At 69.2% G+C, this 18,200-nt stretch carries 15 protein-coding genes; 12 read left to right on the forward strand and 3 right to left on the reverse strand.

What is annotated here, in order from left to right:
• Positions 1-141: 141 nt before the first annotated feature.
• A complete protein-coding gene (locus AC1RRS_RS21200) occupies positions 142-978 on the forward strand; it encodes a LysR substrate-binding domain-containing protein (RefSeq protein WP_110118932.1) in 837 nt (278 codons plus the stop codon).
• A gap of 130 nt (positions 979-1,108) precedes the next feature.
• Positions 1,109-1,420 carry a hypothetical protein gene (locus AC1RRS_RS21205; RefSeq protein ID WP_487291392.1) on the forward strand — a complete coding sequence of 104 codons (312 nt, stop codon included), beginning with the start codon at positions 1,109-1,111 and terminating at the stop codon, positions 1,418-1,420.
• Positions 1,421-1,488: 68 nt separating this feature from the next.
• Here AC1RRS_RS21205 and AC1RRS_RS21210 read toward each other — a convergent pair whose 3' ends face one another.
• A complete protein-coding gene (locus tag AC1RRS_RS21210; protein WP_492856892.1) occupies positions 1,489-2,838 on the reverse strand; it encodes an FAD/NAD(P)-binding protein in 1,350 nt (449 codons plus the stop codon).
• A gap of 408 nt (positions 2,839-3,246) precedes the next feature.
• Between AC1RRS_RS21210 and AC1RRS_RS21215 the strand changes: the two genes are divergently transcribed.
• The 5 genes from AC1RRS_RS21215 (at position 3,247) to AC1RRS_RS21235 (ending at position 10,248) form a co-directional block, all read left to right on the forward strand.
• On the forward strand, positions 3,247-5,886 hold the full coding sequence (locus AC1RRS_RS21215; protein ID WP_492856893.1) for a TonB-dependent receptor plug domain-containing protein: 2,640 nt from the start codon (positions 3,247-3,249) through the stop codon (positions 5,884-5,886).
• 12 nt (positions 5,887-5,898) lie between these two features.
• The gene (locus tag AC1RRS_RS21220; protein WP_492856894.1) at positions 5,899-6,852 is read left to right on the forward strand and encodes an ABC transporter substrate-binding protein; all 954 of its coding nucleotides are present in this window, start codon (positions 5,899-5,901) and stop codon (positions 6,850-6,852) included.
• A 28-nt stretch (positions 6,853-6,880) separates the two neighbouring features.
• Positions 6,881-7,558, forward strand: coding sequence for a peroxiredoxin-like family protein (locus tag AC1RRS_RS21225; RefSeq protein ID WP_492856895.1), 678 nt, complete (start codon positions 6,881-6,883; stop codon positions 7,556-7,558).
• A gap of 372 nt (positions 7,559-7,930) precedes the next feature.
• A complete protein-coding gene (locus AC1RRS_RS21230; RefSeq protein ID WP_492856896.1) occupies positions 7,931-8,827 on the forward strand; it encodes a TauD/TfdA dioxygenase family protein in 897 nt (298 codons plus the stop codon).
• Positions 8,828-8,913: 86 nt separating this feature from the next.
• The gene (locus AC1RRS_RS21235) at positions 8,914-10,248 is read left to right on the forward strand and encodes an LLM class flavin-dependent oxidoreductase (protein WP_492856897.1); all 1,335 of its coding nucleotides are present in this window, start codon (positions 8,914-8,916) and stop codon (positions 10,246-10,248) included.
• Between the two features lie 44 nt (positions 10,249-10,292).
• Here the strand turns inward: AC1RRS_RS21235 and AC1RRS_RS21240 are convergent, their stop codons facing one another.
• Positions 10,293-12,512, reverse strand: a complete 2,220-nt coding sequence (locus AC1RRS_RS21240; RefSeq protein WP_492856898.1) for a TonB-dependent receptor — start codon at positions 12,510-12,512, stop codon at positions 10,293-10,295.
• A gap of 218 nt (positions 12,513-12,730) precedes the next feature.
• Positions 12,731-14,266 (reverse strand): hypothetical protein, encoded by a 1,536-nt coding sequence (locus AC1RRS_RS21245; protein ID WP_492856899.1) that lies wholly within the window; start codon positions 14,264-14,266, stop codon positions 12,731-12,733.
• Positions 14,267-14,505: 239 nt separating this feature from the next.
• Between AC1RRS_RS21245 and AC1RRS_RS21250 the strand changes: the two genes are divergently transcribed.
• The 5 genes from AC1RRS_RS21250 to AC1RRS_RS21270 all read left to right on the forward strand — a co-directional run bounded on the left by AC1RRS_RS21250 (position 14,506) and on the right by AC1RRS_RS21270 (position 18,013).
• The gene (locus AC1RRS_RS21250; protein WP_492856900.1) at positions 14,506-14,664 is read left to right on the forward strand and encodes a hypothetical protein; all 159 of its coding nucleotides are present in this window, start codon (positions 14,506-14,508) and stop codon (positions 14,662-14,664) included.
• Positions 14,664-15,620 carry a LysR family transcriptional regulator gene (locus AC1RRS_RS21255; protein WP_487291376.1) on the forward strand — a complete coding sequence of 319 codons (957 nt, stop codon included), beginning with the start codon at positions 14,664-14,666 and terminating at the stop codon, positions 15,618-15,620. The genes AC1RRS_RS21250 and AC1RRS_RS21255 overlap by 1 nt, the downstream gene beginning before the upstream one ends.
• Before the next feature lie 107 nt (positions 15,621-15,727).
• The gene (locus tag AC1RRS_RS21260; RefSeq protein ID WP_492856901.1) at positions 15,728-16,744 is read left to right on the forward strand and encodes an SMP-30/gluconolactonase/LRE family protein; all 1,017 of its coding nucleotides are present in this window, start codon (positions 15,728-15,730) and stop codon (positions 16,742-16,744) included.
• A gap of 7 nt (positions 16,745-16,751) precedes the next feature.
• Positions 16,752-17,690 carry an NAD-dependent epimerase/dehydratase family protein gene (locus AC1RRS_RS21265; protein WP_492856902.1) on the forward strand — a complete coding sequence of 313 codons (939 nt, stop codon included), beginning with the start codon at positions 16,752-16,754 and terminating at the stop codon, positions 17,688-17,690.
• A complete protein-coding gene (locus AC1RRS_RS21270; RefSeq protein WP_492856903.1) occupies positions 17,687-18,013 on the forward strand; it encodes a putative quinol monooxygenase in 327 nt (108 codons plus the stop codon). The genes AC1RRS_RS21265 and AC1RRS_RS21270 overlap by 4 nt, the downstream gene beginning before the upstream one ends.
• Positions 18,014-18,200 lie beyond the last annotated feature (187 nt).

Genomic DNA, 18,200 nt, shown 5'->3' on the forward strand with positions numbered 1-18,200 from the left:
TCGGGTCGCTTCCATCGCTGTGACCGTTGCGGCGGGGGCGCCGTTGCTTCACAGAGATGGACGCTGAATTCCTACTCGATCAATAGACTTATCCTCAGGGGTCTTATTAGAGTTCCTCAACGGGGTCAGACGGGACGCCAGATGCCGACCAACCTTCCGACCGAACTTCTCCGCAGCTTCGTGGCCATCGTCGACAGCGGGTCGATGCTGCGCGCCACCGAACGTGTCTTCGTCACCCAGTCGGCGCTCAGCCTGCAGATGAAGCGGCTGGAGGAGACCGTGCTGACGCCGCTGTTCCACCGCGAGGGACGGCGCTTGTCGCTGACCCCGGCCGGCCAGACCCTGCTGGGCCACGCCCGCGACATCCTCGCCCTCAACGACCGCGCCGTGGTCGCCCTGACCGGCGACGCCCTGGCCGGGCCCGCGCGGGTGGGGCTGGTGCAGGACTTCGCCGAGACCCTGCTGTCGGGCGTCCTGGCCCGTTTCGCCCAGCTCAATCCCGACACCCAGCTGCAGGTGCGGGTGGCCGGCTCGCCGGAACTGCTGGAACTGCTGCGTAGCGACCGCCTGGACGTCATCCTCTGCATGGGCGCCTACGACGACCCGGCCGCCGCCCGCACCGTGCCGATGGTCTGGCACGGCGAGCCCGACCTCGCCCAGCAGGAGGTGCTGCCGCTGGCGATCCTGGAGGCCCCGTGCCGGTTCCGTGACGCGGCCCTGGCGGCGCTGGAGCGGGAAGGGCGCTCGTATCGCGTGGCCCTGGAGACGCCGAGCCTCTCGGCCCTGCGCGCCGCGGTCCAATCGGGTCTGGCGGTGACCTGCCGCACCAGCCTGTTCCGCCCCGAGGCCCAGCCCATCGCCGAGGGGGCTTTACCGAGCCTGCCGAAAGTGGCCTATGTTCGTCGGACCGGCCCCGCGCCGCACCCGTCGATCGCCAAGCTCTCGGAGCTGATCCACACGGCGGCCCTGGAGCTCTGAGACGCTTTCCGAAAGCCTCGGGCGCACATTAATCATTTTCAGAAAAGATTAACCGCGAACCTTGGTTCTTCGTTAGCGGCCTCCTGCGAAAACCCTCCCATCAAGTTTTCGCCAGGAGGGATGGGCGGCTATGAAATTCTCGATCGCTTTCGCAGCGGCTATGGCCGGCAGCTTCTTCGTCGCTTCGGCTGCTTCGGCCGCCGGTGGTTTCGAAGACCAGATGGGCCGCTGCCTGCAGCAATTCGCCAACACCAAGGACGCCGCTCAGGTGATGCTCGAGTGCACCGCCGACGCCGGCAAGCTCTCGGGCTGCAAGGTCGTCGACAACAGCGCGGCCGGCAAGGGCTTCGACAAGGCGGCCATGTGCATCGCCGAGAAGCTGCCGATGGGCGCCAAGACCGGCACCGTGAAGGTTCCGTTCCGCTTCCCGGGCGGCGCGTAAGCGTCTTACCGCTCGAAGCGTGAAAACACCCCCGTCGGTCCGCCGGCGGGGGTTTTTCGTATTTGGGCTCAGCGCGTCGCCGCCAGCACCGCCGTCGCCACCTGCGCCGCCTGGCTCCGGATGTCGGGCACGGCGTTGATCTCCCACCAGGCGCCGCGCGTCACCGGGCCGACCGCGAACAGGCTGGGGGCCGCCGCGCCGGAAACGTCGAGCAGGCGGTTGTCGGGATCGACGTCGAGACCCAGCCGCATCGGATCGGGACGCGCCAAGCCCCGACGGATCAGGTCGAGGACCAGCGGATCGCGCGATCGCGTCACGTCGCCGGTGGGGCCGGTGGCGTTGATCACCGCGCTGACGACGAACGGCTGGGCGTCCATCTCGCCGCGCGGCCGCCAGGCGCCTTCGACGCGGCCGTCCGGCCTCTCGGCCAGGCGAACGATCTTGCCGGCGGCGACCTTCAGGCGGCGGGACTGGCGCAGATTGGCCACCCGCGCGGCCACCTCGGGCGACAGGCGATGGCGGTGCACGTCCCAGAACGGCCGGGCGTGCCGCAGGAAGGCCTGCTTGCGCGCCACGCTCCAGCCGCGCCACAGGTCCTGGGTCGCCGGGCGCAGGGCGTCGACCGCCGTCCGCCAGCCGTACACGGCCGCCGTCCGCTTCAGCCATTCCAGGGCCGCGTGCGGGCTGAGGTCGGGGGAGGGCGGCAGCGGCGGGTGTTCGGGCGGCTCGCCCTCGTGCTCGCGCGGTGTCAGGCCCCGGCGCGACAGGGCGATGATCGAGCGGCCGGGCATGGCGTCTTCCAGGCTCAGCGCCACGTCGATCATGGTCAGGCCCGTGCCGAGCAGCAGCACCGGCCCCTGCGGCAGGGCCTTCGGATCCCAGCGCCAGGGATTGGCGACATAGGCGGAAGATGCAGCCAGGGCCTCGTCGACGCCGGCCGGCCGGCAGGGCGGCGGATTGCCCAGGGCCAGGACCACGGCGTTCGCCAGGATCGGCCGGCCCATGGCCGTCGTCAGCCGCCAGCCGTCGCCGCCCGGCTCCAGGCCCACCACCTCGTCGGGCGCGACGATCAGCCGGCCCGCGGCTTCCGGCCCGGCGACCGCGTCGGCCAGCAGGCCCTGCAGATAGCGGCCGTAGTCGCCGCGCGTGGCGAAGTCGCCGGCCCCGACCTCCAGCCCCTGGCCGCGCAGCCAGGCGGTGAAGTCGCCCGGCCGGTCCGGCCAGGCGCTCATGTTGCCGGCCCGCACGTTCAGCCGATGGCTGGGATTATGCGTGGCGTAGGCCGCGCCCAGGCCCACGGGGCTGCGCCGCTCCAGCAGGACGACCCGCGCGCCCGCGCCGTCCCGCAACAGGTGCAGGGCGGTCATGACGCCGCTGAAGCCGGCGCCGACCACGGCGATCACGGGACGCGATGTCATCGGGATAAAACTCTACAAGATTGATGGAGTTTTGTTTCGGCGATCCTCAAGCGTCGCGCAAGGGCGCTGTCGAGCCCCGCTGATGGTTTCGTCCGGCGCCGCTGAAACATCGCGACAACCCCGGCGACTATGTGTTCCGCAAATGCCGATTATTGCGTATCGCGATATATAAATCTCTGAATTCTTTCGGAGAAATACTCGTTCGCCGGGTTTGAGCGCGCTCGCCATGTTCGCCTCCGCCGACCGCCTCGTGTCGGCGAGATGGAGGTTCCCCATGAGCGTCGCCGTCCTCGATCAGCGCCGCCCGCCCGTCGGCCCGGTCGTCGCCTGACGTCCGCCGGACCGCCCACGACCTTCTCTCTTTCAAGACCATGCAACGACGCGGATCACCGCGCGGGGGATAGCCTTTTGACTCGTGTTTCCCAGACTCTGGTTTCCCAGACCCCGATTTCCCAGACCCTCAAACGCTCGGCCTTCGCCGGCCTGCTGCTGGCCTGCGCCTCGGGCGCGGCCCTGGCCGCCGAGCCGATCCCCACCGTCGATGCGCCCGACGCGGCGGTCGACTCCGTGGACGGCGTCGTCGTCACCGGCGTGCGCGGCGTGCGCCGCACGGTCGCCGACAGTCCCGCGCCCATCGACGTCATCTCGTCCGAGCAGCTGACCGCCACCGGCAAGGTCGGCCTGAAGGAGGTGCTCAACACCCTGATCCCGTCGTTCAACCTGCCGGGCGTCAACGGCGGCGGCACCTCGTGGACCGTGCGGGCCATCACCCTGCGCGGCCTCAACGGCGACCAGGCCCTGTTCCTGGTCAACGGCAAGCGCCGCCACACCACCTCGCTGATCAACAACCTGGCCCGCGTCGGCCGCGGCGGCGTGCCGGTGGATCTCGACCTGATCCCGGCCTCGGCCATCGAGCGCATCGAGGTGCTGCGCGACGGCGCCTCGGCCCAGTATGGCTCGGACGCCATCGCCGGGGTCGTCAACATCATCCTCAAGAAGGGGACCGAAGGCGGCGAGTTCTCCTACACCGGCGGCCAGAACTATCTGGGCGACGGCGACACCCGCGCCGCCAGCCTGACCTGGGCCCGGCCCCTGGGCGAGGACGGCGGTTTCCTGCAGCTGGCGATCAACTGGAAGAACAACGAGGCCGCCTCGCGCGCCGTGCCGTCCCGCGCCCAGTACCTCTACCAGCCCACAGTCACCACCACGGGCGGCGTGACCACCGTCACCCCCGACGCCCGCGACGCCACGGCCGACCGCTACTACTGGGGCGCCAGCTACGGCCCGGGCGAGGAAGACATCATCGCCACGGCCTACAACGCCGAACTGCCCTGGCGCGACCTGACGCTCTATTCCAGCGGCACGGTCAGCCACCGCTCCTCGAAGAAGGTCACCGGCAGCTTCCTGCCCAACCTGGCCCCGGTCACGGGCGTCACCGCCGGCCGTCCGCTGAACCGCAACTCGCTGCCCGAGGTCTATCCCAACGGCTTCAACGCCCTGCGGCGGATCTTCGAGCTCGACTGGCAGACCAGCTTCGGCGCGCGCGGCGAAAAGGCCGGCTGGTCGTGGGACGCCTCGACCACCTTCGCCCAGGACCACGCCCAGCTCGACGGCGAGAACACGCTCAACGCCACCCTCGGCCCCGACAGCCCGACCTATTTCCACCTGTCGACCCACCAGTTCCAGCAGTGGACCAACAACCTCGACGTCACGCGGGAGTTCGCCGGGATCCTGCCGCATCCGCTGCAGGTGTCGTGGGGTCTTGAGCACCGCTACGAGCACTTCCTGATCGAGGCCGGCGACGAGGCCTCCTACATCGTCGGCGACTACGTGATCCCCGCCGGCCAGCCCTTCGCCGGCCTGCGCCCTAACCCGGGCCTGTCGTCCTACGCCGGCACCGCGCCGGAAGACGCCGGCTCGACCTCGCGCCACGCCTACGCCGTCTACGCCGACCTCGGGACCGATCTGACGGAAAACTGGTACGTCGGCGCCGCGCTCCGCCACGAGCGCTACACCGGCGATGTCGGCGAGACGACCAGCGGCAAGCTGACCACCCGCTGGGAGTTCCTGCCCGGCTACGCCCTGCGCGCCACGGTCAGCAACGGCTTCCGCGCCCCGTCGCTGGGCCAGAGCATCTTCGCCACCTCGACCATTTCCGGCAGCCTGTGCCCGGCCGCGCCCAACAACACCTTCCGCGGCGGCGTCTGCACGCCCGGCGAATATCTGACCTATCCGACCAAGGTGCTGCGCACCGACAGCGCCGAGGCCAAGGCCCTGGGGGCGACGCCGCTGAAGCCGGAAACCTCGACCAACTACAGCTTCGGGATCACCGCCGAGCCCCTGGCCCGCCTGCGCCTGACGCTGGACGCCTACCAGATCGACATCGACGACCGCATCGTCGACACCAGCAACCTCGACCTGTCGGTGACCCAGCTGCAGTCGCAGTCGGCGCTGGTCGGCCTGCTGGCCCGCTTCCCGCAGGGCCTGACGGCGACCTATTACACCAACGCCGTCTCGACCCGGACGACGGGCGTCGACTTCGTGGCCGAGTACGGCCTCGACCTGGGCTCGGTCGGCAAGCTGAACCTCAACGCCGCCTACGCCTTCAACAAGACCAAGGTCCGCGATGTCATCGAGACCCCGGCCATCCTCAAGGCGGTCAACCCCAGCCTGGTGCTGTTCGACCGCCAGAAGATCTCGGACCTGACCCGCGGCACGCCGCGCGAGAAGATCGTGCTGGGCGCGGTCTGGAGCCGCCAGACGCTCAGCGCCAGCCTGCGGACAACCCGCTACGGCGAATATACCGAGGCCGGCACCTCGGCGAGCCTCGACCGCACCTTCAGTCCCAAGTGGGTGGCCGATCTCGACATCGCCTGGGACGTGCGGCCGACCACCAATATCGCCATCGGGGCCAACAACCTGTTCGACCAGCACCCCGACAAGATCGGCATCGTCAACGCCGACCAGGGCACCCTGCAGTTCGGCCTGTTCTCGCCCTTCGGCATCACCGGCGGCTACTACTACGCCCGCCTGACCCAACGCTTCTAAGGGGAGGGCGGCATGCAAAGACGCCAGCTCATCATCGGTCTCGGCGCGCTCGCCGGTCTCTCGTCGGGGCTTTCGGCCTGCGGCAAGGGCGATGCGGCCGCGCCGCTCAAGGTCGGCAGCCAGCGCGGCGGCACCAAGGCCGTGCTGATCGCCTCGGGCGCCCTCGAAGGCGTGCCGTACAAGATCGAATGGAGCGAATTCCCCGCCGCCCAGCCCCTGCTCGAGGCCCTGGGCGCGGGGGCGGTGGACCTGGGCGAGGCCGGCGACGCGCCATTCCTCTTCGCCTACGCCAGCGGGGCCAAGATCAAGGCCGTCCAGGCCGCCCGCAGCGGCGGCGGGGCGACCGCCATCCTGGTCCCCAAGGACTCGCCGATCCGCGCGCCCTCCGACCTGAAGGGTAAGAAGATCGCCACGGGGCGCGGCTCCATCGGCCACTACCTGCTGCTGCGGGTGGTCGAGCAGGCCGGCCTGAAGCCATCGGATATTTCGCTGGTCTTCCTCAGTCCGGGCGACGCCAAGGCCGCCTTCACCGCCGGCTCGATCGACGCCTGGGTGACCTGGGGCTCCTACGTGGCCCTGGCCCGCCTGCACGACAGCGCCCGGATCCTGGTCGACGGCGAGGGGATCCTGCTCGGCGCGGGCTACGAGGCCGCCAGCCTCAAGGCGATCGAGACCAAGCGGCCGCAGATCGACGACTTCCTGCGCCGCCTGGCCAGGGCGCGACGCTGGGCGATCGACAATCCCGACGCCTTCGCCGCCGTGCTGTCCAAGGAGACGGGCCTGTCGCTGGACGTGGCCCAGTACACCGTTCGCTACTACCGCTTCGCCCCCGTGCCGATCGACGACGGCTCGGTGGCCGAGGCCCGGGCCGTGCTCGACCACTTCCGCGACGCCGGGGCGATCACCTCGACCCTCGATCCGGCCGCCGCCTTCGACCGCTCGTTCAATGGAACGGTCGCCGGATGAGCCCCACACACCACAAAGGGAGGATTTCATGAGCCATCAGACCCTGCGCGAGCGCCTGGCCGCTCTGCATGCCGAACGCGTCCGCACCTGGGAGCCGGCCGCGCTGAAGATCAACATCGACCAGCGCGCCCGGCTGGTCGAGGCGGCCGACCCCGACGCCTGGGTCAAGGTCGGCGACAAGGTCGCCCCCTTCGTCCTGAAGGACGTCGAGGGCGGCGACCTGACCCTGGAAGGCCTGACCGCCAAGGGACCGGCGGTGCTGATTTTCTTCCGCTTCGCCGGCTGCCCGGCCTGCAACATCGCCTTGCCCTACTATGAAGAGGCGCTGGCCCCGGCCCTGAAGGCGATCGGCGCGACCCTGGTCGCCGTCAGCCCGCAGGTTCCCGAGCGCCTCGTCGAAATCCGCACGCGCCATGGCCTCAGCTACAAGGTCGCCGCCGACCTCGGCAACGAACTCGGCCGCCGGTTTGGGATCCTCTACACCGCCGACCAGGCCAGCCAGGACGCCCAGCGCGCCAAGGGAACCTTCATAGGCGACGTCACCGGCACGGGCGCCTGGGAGCTGCCGCAGCCGGCCGTGGTGGTCATCGACCGCGCCGGCGTCGTCCGCTTCGCCGACGTCAGCCCCGACTGGCTGGCCCGCACCGAAGCCGACCCCATCATCGCCGCCGTCCGCGCCCTGACCCCGGCGCCGGCGGTGGTGTGAGGCTAAAGATCCTCCCCCTCTGGGGGAGGTGGCCCAAAGGGCCGGAGGGGGGCCGTTTTCAGCTTCCGCAGCGCCGGCCTTCCTCCCGCAAAATCCCCGCGAAAGCGGAACACCTGATCCCTCTCCCCTTGCGGGAGAGGGTGGCCCTGCGGAGCAGGGTCGGGTGAGGGGTCTCTCAGAACTGAAAGCCGCGTGCGTCGGTCAGGCCGGGCGGGGCGTCTGCCATCTGAGAGACCCCTCATCCGACGGCCTTCGGCCGCCACCTTCTCCCGCAAGGGGAGAAGGACTCGCTCGCACTTGAGCCCTGCCAATTCCCATGTCTACAGTAGGATAACGCCGTTCTCGAAGCGGCGATGTCCGTGGGAGGACGCCATGAACGCCTTGACCCCGATCTCAGCGGGCGATGCGCCAGACTATGCCGGCCTCACGGTCACCCCCGCCGGGCCGGTGCTGGGCGCCGAGATCTCCGGGCTCGACCTGACCCAGCCCCTGGAGCCCGAGATCGTCGCGGCGATCCGCGCGGCCCTGCTGCGCCACAAGGTGGTGTTCTTCCGCGACCAGGACATCAGCCACGAGGACCACGTCCGCTTCGGGCGCTATTTCGGCGACCTGGAGGGCCATCCGGTCACCGCCCACGTGCCGGGCTTTCCGGAGATTCTGCACATCGAGGCGGCCGACGGCATGAAGCTGCGCGAGGCCATCGTCCCGATCGTGCGGGCGGCCAACAAGTGGCACACCGACGTCACCTTCCGCCCCGCGCCGTCGATGGGCGGGGTCCTGCGCGCCCGCACCCTGCCGCCGTCGGGCGGCGACACCCTGTTCGCCGACACCGCCGCCATCTACGCCGACCTGCCGCAACCGCTGAAGGACAGGCTGGCCGGCCTGCAGGCCGAGCACGACATCCTCCAGAGCTACGGCTACCGCATCGACGAGGCCAAGCGTCAGGAACTGCGCGCGGCCTATCCGCCCCAGAGCCATCCGGTGGTGCGCACCCATCCCGAGACCGGGCAGCCGCACCTCTTCGTCAACAAGGTCTTCACGACGCGGATCCTCGGCCTGCCCGAGGACGAGGCCGCCGCCTTGCTGGCCGAACTGCTCGACCGCGTGAAGTCGCCCGAATACCAGGTGCGCTTCCGCTGGAGCCCGAACGCGATCGTCTTCTGGGACAACCGCGCCACCCAGCACTACGCGGTGCTCGACTACTGGCCGGTGGAGCGCGTCGTCGAGCGGGTGACGATCAAGGGCGACGTTCCATATTTCCAAGCCTGATCAGGGGCTTGAGACCATCTCGTTGGATCGCGGGCAGGGGGCTTCGTAAGCAGGCTGCGTCACTTTCAGCCAACGGAACGGCCCCGATGTCCCAGCCCCGTCAACTCAAGCTCGGCTTCATCCTGCACGGGGTCGGTCCCGGCTGGGGCGATTGGCGTCACCCGGACGCCCACCCCGGCGCCAGCACCGACTTTTCCTTCTACAAGCGCCAGGCCCAGGTCGCCGAGGCCGGCAAGTTCGACTTCCTGTTCGTCGCCGACAGCGTCTACATCACCGAGAAGTCCAGCCCGCACTACCTCAACCGCTTCGAGCCGCTGACCATCCTGTCGGCCCTGGCCGGGGCGACCAACAACATCGGCCTCGTGGGCACCCTCACGGTCAGCTACAGCGAGCCGTTCAACGTCGCCCGCCAGTTCTCCTCGCTCGACCACATCAGCGGCGGCCGCGCCGGCTGGAACGTCGTCACCTCCTGGCTCGAAGGCAGCGCCGCCAACTACAGCCGCGAGAAGCACTACGCCCACGACGTCCGCTACCGCCTGGCCGGCGAGTATCTCGATGTCGTCCAGGGCCTTTGGGACAGCTGGGAGGACGACGCCCTGACCTTCGACAAGGCCGGCGGCGAGTTCTTCGATCCCAAGAAGCTCCATACCCTCGACCACAAGGGCGAATTCTTCTCGGTGAAGGGGCCGCTGAACATCAGCCGCTCGCCCCAGGGCCAGCCGGTGATCTTCCAGGCCGGCGCCTCGGAGGACGGCAAGGCCTTCGCCGCCAAGCGCGCCGACGCCATCTTCGTCTCGCACGAGGACCTCGACGCCGCCCAGGCCTACTACAAGGACATCAAGGCCCGCGCCGCCGGCTACGGCCGCGATCCGGACCAACTGCACGTCCTGCCCGCCGCCCGTCCGGTGGTCGGCAAGACGGCGGAGGAGGCCGAGGCGCTCTACAAGGAGCTGACCGAACTCGTTTCGCTCGACAACGCGCTCTCCATGCTGGCCCGGCCGTTCAACGAGTACGACTTCAGCCAACACGATCCCGACGGCCCGTTCCCGCTGGAGGCCGCCGAGTTCGGGGCCAATTCCAACCAGAGCTCGGTCACCCGCATCGTCGCCGCCGTGAAGGCCGACAACCTCACCCTGCGCGAGACGGCCCTGCGCTTCGCCACGCCGCGCGGCCACTTCGTCGGCGCGCCCGAACAGGTCGCCGACAGCCTGCAGGCCTGGTTCGAAGGCCGCGCCTCCGACGGCTTCGTGCTGTTCGAAAGCCTGCCGGGCCAGCTGGAGGCCTTCGTCGAACTGGTGGTGCCGATCCTCCAGGCGCGCGGCCTGTTCCGCACCGACTACGAGGGGACGACCTTCCGCGAGAGCCTGGGGATCGACGTTCCCGCCAACCGCTACGCCGCGACCCTCGCCGCCGCCGAATAACGACACGAACGCCGGGAGGGACATCCGCCCCTCCCGGCAGACCGTCAGAAGCGGTAGCCGATCTCGACGCCGAAGGTGCGCGGCGGCTCGAAGGTGCCCAGCACGGGCGTGGTCAGCAGCGGATTGCTGGTCACGGCCGTGGCGATCAGGGTCTCGTCGGTGAGGTTGCGGCCATAGGCCGTCACCGTCCAGCTCTGGGCAGGATGGGTCCAGGTGACGAAGGCGTTCAGCTTGTTGTGGGCGTCCTGCGAGAGGACGTCGCGGTTGAACTGGTTGAAATAGACCTTGCCGACCCAGATCGACTCCGCCCGGAAGGTCCAGTCGCCGAAGCCCGTCGGCAGGCCGTACTGCACCGCCAGGGTGGCCGAATAGGGCGGGGCCTGGGCGATGCGGTTGCCCGCCAAGTTCAGCACGCCGAGATAGCTGCGCGACGGGTCCGAGGTCTGGAACTGCGTATATTCCGAATGCAGCAGCGCGCCGTTCAGGTCGATGCGCAGGTTCTGCGTCGCCAGCAGGCTCGACTCCAGCTCGATCCCGCGGATCTCGGCCTTGGCCGCATTCTCGAAGAAGGTGCCGGTGGCCAGCACCTTCTGAACCTGCAGGTTGCTGTAGTCGTAGAAGAAGGCCGACAGGTTGGTGCGCAGGCGGCGGTCGAACCACTCGGCCTTCAGCCCCGCCTCGTAGTCCTTGAGCTTTTCGGGCTGGTAGGGGCTGGCGACGCTGCCCACCGAATAGCCGCCGCCCTTGAAGCCCTCGGCATAGGTCGCATAGGCCTTCACATCCGGGGTGAAGGCGTATTCCAGCGTCACCCGCGGCGTCAGCGACGACCACGAATTGCGTTGCAGCTTGGTCGGGGTCGGGAACTGGTTGGGCGGCAGGCCAGGATAGTCCGTGGCCAGATTGACCACCGAATATTCGTCCAGCGCCTTCCTGTCCTTGCTCCAGCGCAGGCCGACGATCAGCGACAGCTTGTCGGTAGCCCGCCAGGTCGCCTGGCCGAAGGCGGCGTAGGAGGTCGTCTTCTGCAGGCCGCCGAAGGCCGCGCCGATCGCCGGCGTCATCGCCCCGCCGACCAGGGCCCGCGACATCGGCGAGAAGCCGTTCACACCGTTGATGTCTTCGGAGAAGTAGTAGGCGCCGACCAGCCAGTCGAACCGCTCGCTCTTGCCCGACAGCCGCAGTTCCTGGCTCAGCTGGCTGGAGATCTCGCGGTTGTAGAGGTTGGCCAGCAGCAGGGTGGTGTTGTCGGCGTCGCTGAGGAACTGGGTCTTGCTCTCGCGATATCCGGTCACCAACGACAGGGTCGCCGGGCCCAGCGTCCAGTCCAGCTGGTTGCCGAAGCCCCAGACCTTGCGGCGGTTGTGGGTGTCGGTGTCGTTGTTGGTGTCGCGGGCGTTGGGCGCCGTCGTGCCGCCCAGGCGGAAGGCGAGGGGAGCCAGGGTCGGATTGCCCTGGGCCAGGTAGTGGTAGTGATAGTTGGCGTCGTCGGCCGTGTAGTAGTCGAGCGAGGCGACGTTCCTGAAGTCGTCGTTGGGCTCGATCAGCAGCTTCACCCGCGCGGCGGTGGTGTGCTCGTCGTCGACGTCGTTGCCGGTGTGGATGTTGCGGCCGTAGCCATCGCGATCGACCTTCTGCACGGCCAGCCGCAGGCTGACGGCGTCGCTCAGCGGCGCGCTGACCGCGCCCTCGGCCCGCACCAGATTGTAGTTGCCCAGCGCCACGCGGGCGTAGCCGCCGAAGTCCTTCTCCGGATCCTGGGTGATGACGTTCACCGCCCCGCCGGTGGCGTTGCGGCCGTAGAGCGTGCCCTGCGGCCCGCGCACCACCTCCACCCGCTCCACGTCGAAGAAGGTGCCCAGCGCGATGGTCGGCCGGCTGAGATAGACCCCGTCCAGGTGATAGGCGACGCGGCCCTCGCTGCCCGGCGTGGTGGTGTCCAGGCCCACGCCGCGGATGGCGATGCGGGCGATGCCGACCGCCCGGCCGAAACTGACATTGGGGATCGACGAGGCCAGGGCCTCGATGCTGTTGATCTGGCGTTTTTGCAGGTCCGCCGCGCCGATGGCCGAGACCGCCAGCGGCGCGTCCTGGATGGCCACCTCCGAGCGTTCGGCCGTGACGATGATGTCGTCCAGCTGGACGGGCTGGTCGTCGGCGGCGGATGGCTTGGCGGTCTGGGCCATCAGCGGACTGGCCGACATGAGGGCGAGGGCGGTCGTCGAGGCGAGCAGCAGCGCTCGCCCCTGGCCGGTGCAGGGTCGCATTTCGATTGTTCCTCCCGATGGCGCCGTCGATCCGGCGCTCCTTGGGCTTCGTTCCAGTTCGCCCGAGGGGCGGCATGGCGAGCCTGCGGCGACGCTAACTCGACGCACGGCGTTCTGTGAAAGCCGTAGGGAGAATACCTGCTATCGGCGGGGCCAAACGCAGACGGCGGCGGCCCCGTCAGGGACCGCCGCCGCCAGTCGTCGCGTTGGAAAGCCGATCAGGGCTTCAGGGCCAGGCGATAGGTCGCCATGCCTTCCTCGAAGATGTAGCCGTCGATGGTCTCGACCCACCAGACGAGGTCGACCATCGGCTTGCCGTCCTTGACGTACTTGCCGACCACTTCCGACTTCACGATCGCCACGTCCTGGGTCAGGCCGTGGGTGTTGACGTAACGGCCCTTCATCGACGGCACGCGGTCCAGGAAGTGCTCGGCCAGCGGGTCGGAGGGGACGGGGTCGCCGACATCGGCCATGCCGCGCGGGTCCATGATGGTCCAGCGGATGTTCTCCAGCCACGCCCGGTCGCCGGCCCAGTTGGTCAGGTGGCGGATGGCCAGGTCCCGGCCCAGATAGTTGACCAGCGGCGCGCGCTTGGCGCCTTCCTTGTGGATGTTGGTGGTGTCGATGCCGCCGTCCAGCGTTGGGGCGCCGGGGATCACCGGGCTGGGCGGCGGAACGGGCACGTAGTCGGCGCGGCTCTGCAGGCGCCAGATGCCGTCCTTCTCGCCCCGGATCAGGCCCTTGGCCAGCTTGGGGTCCATGATCTCATGCTTGAGGGTGCGGCTGCCGCCCGCACCCATGCCCCACGGCGGGATCGGCGCGACCGAGACCTCGATCGGCCCGTCCAGCGTCCAGGCCGGCTTGTCGCCCACCTTGACGTCGTCCCAGTAGAGCGGCTCGGCGCCACGACGGGTCTCCTTGGACCAGACGTCCTTGATGAACGCCCAGTCCTGGTCGGTGTAGACGTGGGCCGGCCGCCTGAACCAGTCGGGGGCCTGCCAGATCACCGGGAACGAGCGGTCCTTCGGCTCCTTGCCCGGCTTGGCCACCTTCACGTTCTCGGTGACGCGGAAGATCACGTCGCTGACCTTGACGCCCTTTTGGTTGAAGACCTCGCCCTTGGTCTGGATGACGATGTTGCGGGTGATCGAGCCCTGCGGCGGCGTCAGGTCCAGCACCGTCCGCTCGTTCATGACGAGGTACAGCGTGTCGCCCGGATAGATCGGGGCCAGGTTGGTGACGCTGTGGTTCAGCTCGCTGACCAGCAGCTTGTCGCGCGCGCCGGGCGGCCACGGCGCCATGTAGCTGTCGTCGTGCGCGCCGAAGGTCGGATAGGCCAGTATGTCCTCGTAGCCCAGCGAGCGCGCATAGGCCGCGTCGTTACGCAGTTGGCTGTCGGGGTCGTACTTCCTGTTGTTGTAGCGGACCCAGTCCTCGGTGACCTTGATCACGGGGCCCAGACCAGGCGTGTCCTTGGGCAGGGTCCCGGCGACCAGCGCCTTGACGTCGATCGGGCCGCGATCCTTCAGGGCCTGGTTGTCGGCGAAGTACTTGGCGACCAGCGGGGCCTCGCGGTCGGTATAGACCCCCGGGTGCAGCAGCCGGTAGTCGTCGGCGGTCAGCTGCACGGCGGGCGGCGCGTCGACCCTCGCCAGCGCCGCGACGGGCGCCGTCGAGATCACCAGCAGGGCCGCCCCGGCCAGCAGAACATGGGTCAGCGCGCGCGGACCGCGGGCGAGCGAAGCGGAAGCCATCCTGTTGTTTCCCCTCTTGTCGTTGTCAGGTTGAGGCGAACCTGCGCGAAGGGCGTGGGCGCCGGCAAAGCCATTTGGCCGATAGCTCGCCGCCGCGCGGCTGATCGATGTTACGGCGCGGCAAAGGGTATCGGTGGCGCCGATAGCTGAAATCCGTTCTTTCGATTTGGGCGATGGAGGGGGTATCGATAGCGTCGATACCAAAGCTGGCGACAGACCGGCTTAGGGAGGAACATCATATGGCGCAGTTCATCTGGCGCGCCCTGGCCATGCTGGCCGCGCCCGTTCCCGCGACGGACGCCGCGTCCGTATCCGCGATGGTCTATCCGATCGCCTACGACCACTGGTTCGTGCCGGTGCGCTTCAGTCCCGAAGTCAGCGAAGACGAGGCGGCCTGATGCGTTTCGAGCGGCTCGACCTCAACCTCCTCGTGGCCCTGGACGCCTTGCTGGACGAGCGCAACGTCTCGGCCGCCGCCGAGCGCCTGTGCCTGTCCCAGTCGGCGATGAGCGGCGCGCTGGGGCGTCTTCGCGACTTCTTCGGCGACGAACTGCTGGTCAACACCGGCCGCAAGATGGTGCTCACCCCGCGCGGCGAGGCCCTGGCCGAGCCGGTGCGCGGCGTGCTGCTGCAGATCAAGTCGACCATCACTACCAAGCCGAGCTTCGATCCGGCCACGTCCGACCGCAAGTTCACGGTCACGGCCTCGGACTACGCCCTGGCGGTGATGCTGTCGGGCGCCCTGCAGGCGATCTCGCAGCAGGCCCCGGACATCACCGTCGAACTCGTCCAGCTCGACGACCGACCTGGCGAGCACCTGGAGCGTCGCGAGATCGATCTCCTGATCACCCTCGACCACGCCCTCAGCGAGAACCATCCCAAGAGCCGGTTCTTCGAGGACGACTATGTGGTCGTCGCCTGGAGCGGCAACACCGAGATCAAGGAAAAGCTCGACCGCACGCTCTACTTCGGGCTCGGCCACGTGTCGGTGCAGTTCGGCAAGGCCCGCCTGCCGGCCTTCGAGGAATACTTCCTCCAGACCCAGCAGGTGCGTCGCCGGATCGAGATCGTCGCGCCGTCGTTCACGGCCGTGCCGGGCCTGGTGGTCGGCACCAACCGCATCGCCACGGTGCAGCGGCGGCTCGCCGAGCAGGCCGCCAAGCACCTGCCGCTGGTGATCCACGAGTCGCCGGTCGACATCCCGCCCATCCGCCAGTCGATCCAGTGGCACCGTTCCAGCAGCCAGGACCTGGCCCTGCGCTGGCTGATCGAGCAGCTCAAGCGCCACGCCGGCCATCCGTCGCTGGAGCGTCCGGCCTTGGCGCTACCCGAGGACGAGATCGCCGGCGCCTGAGCGCGCCGCGCCGATAGGACCTATCCACACAAACGCCGAGCCGTCCGCAGCGGCGCGCCTATGCTCGCGCCGTCCGCGGCCTTGCGCCCAAGCTTCAGGAGTTCGCCTTGCGTCCCGACAATCCCCTTCGCGACTGGCGCGTCGATCGCGCCGCCATCGGCTTCGTCGGCAAGGACCTGCAACGGCCCGAATGCATCCTGGCCGAGCGCGACGGGACCCTGTGGTCGGCCGACGCCCGGGGCGGGGTGGTGCGCATCGATCCCGACGGCGCCCAGACCATCGTCTCCCAGGCGCAGCCCGAGGAGCTGGGCGGCGGCTCGTTCGAGGATCGGTTCGTCAACACCCAGGGCTCGCTGCCCAACGGCCTGACCTTCGACAGCAACGGCGACTTCCTGATCGCCAACTTCGGGACCGACCGCCTCGAGCGCATGACCCGCGAGGGCAAGAGCAGCGTCATCATCGACAACATCGAGGGTCGGCCGCTGGGCAAGGCCAACTTCGTCACCCGCGACAGCAAGGGCCGGCTGTGGCTGACCGTGACGACCCAGATGGTGCCCTGGACCCGCCACGTCGAGACCATGAGCACCGACGGCTACATCGCCCTGATCGACGAGCGCGGCGTGCGCATCGTCGCCGACGGCCTGTGCGGGACCAACGAGCTGCGCTTCGACCCGAAGGAGGAGTGGCTCTATGTCGCCGAGACCACGGCCCGGAAGATCACCCGCTTCAAGGTCGAGGCCGACGGCGAACTGAGCCATCGCGAGACCTTCGGCCCCAGCAATGTCGGCGGCTTCTGCGACGGCGTCGCCTTCGACGCCTACGGCAATCTCTGGAGCACCCTGATCATGGCCGACCGCCTGATCGCCATCACGCCGGAGGGCGACCTCGTCACCCTGCTCGACGACGGCGATCCGGTCGGGACGGCGGCGCTCGACAAGGCCTGGGAGGAGGGGCGGGTGACGCCCGAGCTGATGGCCGGCGCGACCGGGACCCTGGCGCCCTGGATGGCCAGCCTGACCTTCGGGGGCCACGACCTGAAGACGGTCTATCTGGGCTCCCTGCGCGGATCGACCATCCCGTTCTTCCGCAGCCCCGTCGCGGGCCAGCCGCTGATCTACTGGTGAGGGCGGCATGAGAGCGATCATCACCGGGGCCGGCGGCTTCGTCGGCCAGGAACTCGTCAGGCAGCTGCGAGCCCAGGGCCGCTTCGACCGTCTCGTCCTGCTGGACGCGCGACTGCCGCCCGGCCTCGCCGGCCCGGACGCCGAGCTGGTCGAGGGCGACCTTTCCGACCCGTCCATCCGCGCCCGGGCGACGGGGCAGGGGGCGGACGTCCTCTTCCACCTGGCCGGGGTCATGGGCGGCACGGCCGAGCAGGATCCGGCCCTGTCGCGGCGGATCAATCTCGGCGCCACGCTCGACCTGATCGAGGCCGTGGCGGCGCACGGCAACGTCCCCCGCGTGGTCTTCACCAGCACCATCGCCGTCTTCGGCGCGCCCTTGCCCGATCACGTCGATGACGACACCCCGCTGTCGCCGGCCATGACCTACGGCGCCCACAAGCTGATGGTCGAGATCGCCCTGGCCGACCTGACCCGGCGCGGCGCGCTCGACGCCGTCAGCGTGCGCCTGCCGGGGATCCTGGCCCGGCCGCTCGGCCCCAGCGGCATGAAGTCAGCCTTCATGAGCGAGGTGTTCCACGCCCTGGCCGCCGGCAAGCCGTTCACGGTTCCGGTGTCCCGCGAGGCGACGATCTGGGCGATGTCGGTCGAGCGCTGCGCGGCCAACCTCGTCCACGCCGCCGGCCTGGACGGCGCGGTGATGCCGACCACCCGGGCGGTGACCCTGCCGGCCCTGCGCCTGGTCTTCGGCGAGATGGTCGACGCCATTGTCGCGCACACCGGGGCCGACCCGGCGCTGGTGACCTATGTGCCCGACGCGTCCCTGGAGGCTCAGTTCGGCCGCCTGCCGCCGCTGACCGCCGCCGCGGCGCAGGCGGCTGGCTTCGCTCATGACGGCTCGACTGACGCCTTCGTCGCCGCCGCCCTGCGCGGGATCGGCGCGTCATGAGCCTCGTTGCGATCCAGGCTGCCTTCGCGCCGCTGCCCGGCCAGGAAGCCCACGTCGAGACCGTGCTGCGACGCATGGTCGGCTTCACGCGGGCCGAGCCGGGCTGTCGCCGCTACGACCTCTTCCGTACGGAGGCCGGCTTCCTGCTGCACGAGGTCTATGACGATCAGGCCGCCCTCGAGGCCCATCGGGCGGCCGGCTATTTCGCCGACTACCGGCGCGACATCGTCCCGCTGCTGGCCTGGCCGATCACGGTGACCGCCCTGGCGCCGATCGACGCCGCGGCGGGAAACGCCGGCGTCGATGGGGTCTTCGGCGGCTGACGGCGGGGGCGATACCTGCCCACGATAAAGACGTTTTGCCGCCGGCTCCGGCGGGTCCTACCAGCATCGTCAACGGCTTGGCCGACCAAGAGAACTAGGACGAGGAACACGCCATGGCGAAGTGGTTGAAGAGCGGTGCGGACGCGGGCGTTGTGGCGGCGGCGGACCGTGCGGTGCGCGAGACGGT

Source organism: Caulobacter sp. GW821-FHT12A07 (assembly GCF_058807655.1).